The organism is Streptococcus sp. DD10, assembly GCF_001578805.1.
Lineage (GTDB): Bacteria > Bacillota > Bacilli > Lactobacillales > Streptococcaceae > Streptococcus.
The window spans coordinates 1-4,467 of sequence record NZ_KQ969169.1 but is presented as its reverse complement, the minus strand read 5'-3'; the positions used below and the strand labels follow the sequence as shown (position 1 = coordinate 4,467).

The 4,467-nt window shown below is 39.9% G+C and carries 1 protein-coding gene; it reads right to left on the bottom strand.

All coding sequences use genetic code 11. The features are described 5' to 3' along the window. On the bottom strand, positions 1-4,263 hold a 4,263-nt coding region (locus STRDD10_RS09725; RefSeq protein WP_197458339.1), incomplete at its 3' end, for a mucin-binding protein. Between the last annotated feature and the right edge of the window lie 204 nt (positions 4,264-4,467).

Genomic DNA, 4,467 nt, shown 5'->3' with positions numbered 1-4,467 from the left:
GGTTTGGTAAGTTGTCACAACCTCCTTGGACCCGACACGACCTGCTTGTTTTAGCTGACTCTGGTCGGTGTAAAGGTCTGCACTGGTTTCGGTTAAGCGTTCATAAGGAATCGATACCGTTTCTCGAACTTCGACTTGTCCTTCTATGGCTATAACCCGAATGTAGTCAATCTCCATATTATGAGTAAGATCTTTCGGTAGTGCCAAAGCATAACCAGTCCCGTCTTGAGTCAAGGCTAGATTTCTTCCTTGGTAACTAGCTTGATAGCCTGTTACAACTGGAGCTGATGGTATATCAGTTCCAACACGACCTGCATTGTTAGTATCATTAGGATAAGTGATACTTACCGTTTCAGATGGTAATTTCAAGACCCATTGTCCCAATTTACGGTAGCGAATTGCCTCTGTTTGCTCAGACGTATTAGGATTACTAGCCAGCTCAGGTTTACCTAATTCATTTGCTAGATAGCCCTGTATCACCGGAGCTGCAACTGCTGCAAATTTGCTCTTCTCAGTGACCCATCCTGTGTAGAAAACATTTTTCGTAACAAGATTCACAGTAGCTATACGTTTATACTGAATGTTTTCATGATGTGCTGTAGCAATTTCCTTACCTGCTACATCCAAGAAACGAACTGTCCGACTAACCGGTTTCGTCAAGTCTTTCTCTGTCAAACCAGAAGGCCATGTGAGCGTTAACTGACTATCTACAAATGCCCCACTTTCTTTAGGATGTTCAGCTTCAACCCTTTCTATCCTTGGCTTAAGGGAAATTATAAACTGAGTGACTACACGACTATCGTCCCCATAGATAGGATTTTCAATTTTATGAAATTCATCTGAAATAATCTGGTAGCCATTATTCAAAAATGATGATATCTCTTTATCAATGGGACCCGCATCAATCACTTCACCTGTTTTTCCAGTTAGAGAAAGGGTAGATAAAGTGGCTTTATTAGCTTGATTAACAAACCGAACCAAGACTTTTTGCTGATCCTTATCATAGCGAATGTGAATATCTTTTGTGACATCACTAGCAGGACTTGGCGGTAGATAACCTTCTGTTGGACGTGCTGTATTTTTTAACGTCAAGTAAGTTCCATCTTCTCCAATCGCTCGGTAACCCGTTACATAAGGAATCGAAATCATACGATAATCACCGATAGTGCTCGGACTCAAGGAGCTATTTGGATAAGAAATTCTGCTCGTTTCCGAAATTGGGTTTTGGATCACCCAAGCACCTAACTTTTTATAATTGATGTGCTCTACCACGGAAAGCGGTAAGGAGGTTTGACTATCGCGTTCAATCTTTTGACTAGCAATCATCGTTTTATCTGATAAATATCCAGCCTGGATAGGTACGACAAGTCTGTCAAATTCTTGCTGAGTGAGTGTCCAAGGACCATAAGTGACTGCTCCTGTTACAAGATTGACAACAGCATTTCGATTATATATAACTGTTTGTACCGTATTTGGAAATGCGGTTCCATCATCTGCAACATACTGCACCGTTCGATCTACTGTTTGATTTAAGTCATTATAGCTCAAACCAGAAGGCCATTTCAGTTCATTATTGATACCAGGGTAGAGTAGAGTTCCCATAGTTTTCGGATCTGTAGGTTCAACTGTACGTGTACGGATTGGCAGACGAACCTTGGTCGTATCTAGTGGAATATCTGTAACACTATCTAATGTGCCTACCTGAATCCCTGTCACAACAGCCCCTTCATCCTCAGGTTTCCACTGGAAGAGCAAGGTACGATTGTCATATTGGGTGACAAAAGGTAGTGTTCGACCATTTGATAGAGTCAAAATCAAACCTTTACGTGCAAGCACTTCACCATCATAACGGATAGAAACTAAGTCATCATCAGTCGTCACCTGAGCAGAAACTGCTCGAACTGTAGGATTTAAAAAATCCCAGTTAAACTTTCTAAAATAGAGCGTATAATCATTTTCTTGCCCCTCACTATGCTCATAAAGAAGGCCGAACTCACCGTTACCCAAATCCTGAACAGAATTATAAGCAAACTTCCCAGATTGGACTAGAGTATGTTTAATCCACTTCAGATTCCCATCTGCCTGCACTTCTGCAAGGTGAGCATATCCATTGGCACGTCCGCTACCATTCGCATTGACTAAAACAATATATTCCCTTCCGTTTTGGATAGTGTGAGCTGCTGAAAGTTGTACATAAACATCTGGAATATCACGAACTGTTTCAACAGTACCCCAGCTAGCACCGCCATCTGTACTAGTAGAAAATTGAACCCTACCATTCCGATTGCGCATAAACATCTTGAGAGTACCATTATTTAGTTCAACAACGCTAGCTTCTGTTAATTCAGCAGCTGTGTTTTTCATTGTACTAGAATCAATTGTTTCGCCTTTTACAATACGACCATCATTAGGAGAAGTTCCCATCTGCCAAGTCAAACCTTGATCATCTGAATAAATCACACGAGAAGATTGTGACCCATTTAAATGAGAAACATAGTTGGTACTATACATCGGTACTACAAGTCTCCCTGCATATTGACCGTTTTTTAGAGCAATACCTGCACCTGGACCAGTTCCCAAAAATTTCATCCAATCTTTCTTAACCCGGGGGGTAATATCTCGTGGTGCTGACCACGTTTTACCATCATCACTACTCTCAGAAATCCAGATAAAGTTATCCTTAGCTACACGAAATGGTGCTGTTGCTGTCGGATTAAAGTAGATATTCCCAACTAACTGGCTACCATTATATAAATCACCAGTATCACTATATTTATCCGTTGACTTAGTGGATTTAGTTATAACATGATAGCTTGTCTTTTGGTTTTTACTATCGTAGATAAAGCTATCTTCTCGAATAGTATATTTTTCATTATCCTTATAAACTATTTGGTAAGTTTGACCATTAACAATTGTATAAGACTCTTCACGGCTTTCAGACATCCCAAAGATACCTTGTCCCTCTGGGAATACATCATAAATAGAATAGATTTTTTTTGTCTTTGGATCTTGAAGTAAGGTCATATCAATTGAAACCGGTGACCCCACATTAGCACTTCTAGCTGCTGGATTATCTCGAATATTTAAAATATTTATCCGTTCACCCCATGTTTTTCCGCCATCCACACTACGACGGACTACCATACCGATATCACCCCAGTCAGCAGAATGCAAGCGACGCTCATCTGCCCCTGCGATAATAGTCCCATCACTTGTTTTTAATAAGGCAGGGATACGATAAGCGTGGATTCCCTCACTATTTTTCTGGCCATTCAATCCAGACTGAAAAATCGCTTGCTTTTCTGTCAATTCAGCTGGACTAAGAGCTTCGTTTCCCTGAGGGTCTCGAAGAAAAATAGCACTTCGTTGTGCTACCTCTGTATTACTAAAAGCATAATCATAAATTGTTAAATTACGAATATCTAGATTAGTGCCCCAAACTTTACTATTTCCACGTTGCATTGCTCCCAACTGCATATTAGTCAAGGTTTGCATAGCTGTCAAGAAAAGACCTGATTTAGTAGAGGATTTTGATAACCTACCATTGACGTAAAGTCTTGCCTCGCCAGCATCTGTATTTACATTAGGACGCGAGATAGTAAAAGTTAATGAATTCCACTCGTTTGGACGAATTTTTTCCTTTCCGTCTTCAAAACGGTCATACTGATAATTACCCGTTTTTCCGCTTCTTGCCTCTACAACAGGAGTATTTCCACTTACTCCTAAAAGGAAATACTCATTTGGATTTGAGGTACTAGAGGTAGAAAACACGCTATATAAATTAGGTGTCGTTTCTGTCGCTTTAAATTCAACATGAATAGTTGCATTGGTCAAATTTTTGATTTTATTCAAGTCTGTACTAAGATCAATGCTCTTTTCTGTCTTATCACTTGTCACAACATCGTCTACGACTGCCACTTCTGAAGGCTTAAATATCTCACGAGCAAAATAGTCATCTTCTTTTTTTAACTCATCAAAACCAGCTGTAGTCTTGACTACCGGTGCTGTTATTTCTGTATCTGACTGGGTAGGAGTTGCAGATGAAGGAGAATCAACAAGACTAGCTGCTGTACTGTTTTCTGCACTAGCAAAGCTTTCTGTAACTGTAGGGGTTTCCTCTATCTCAGATGCACTAACAGAATGAGCTAGCGCACCTCCGAAAATCAAAGCTGTCCCTAGTAACACTGAACAAAGACCTACCTTGTACTTACGCAAAGAGAATAATTGTCGCTGATTAAAGGAGCACGTCATCTTTTCTTTCATATAAACCAATTTCTAATCCTTTTAGAAGATAACTTCTAAAAGGAGAGGATGCTATTTTTGTAAACATGGCAAATGTTTATCAAATTCCTCAACAACTAAGTATAGAGTAATCTGCCCAACAAGTCAATTTTTAGATACGATTCCCACGCATACGCATGAAAACTGGAGCAGAGTCAAGAAACACCAAAAAGATGTAGAGGCAAC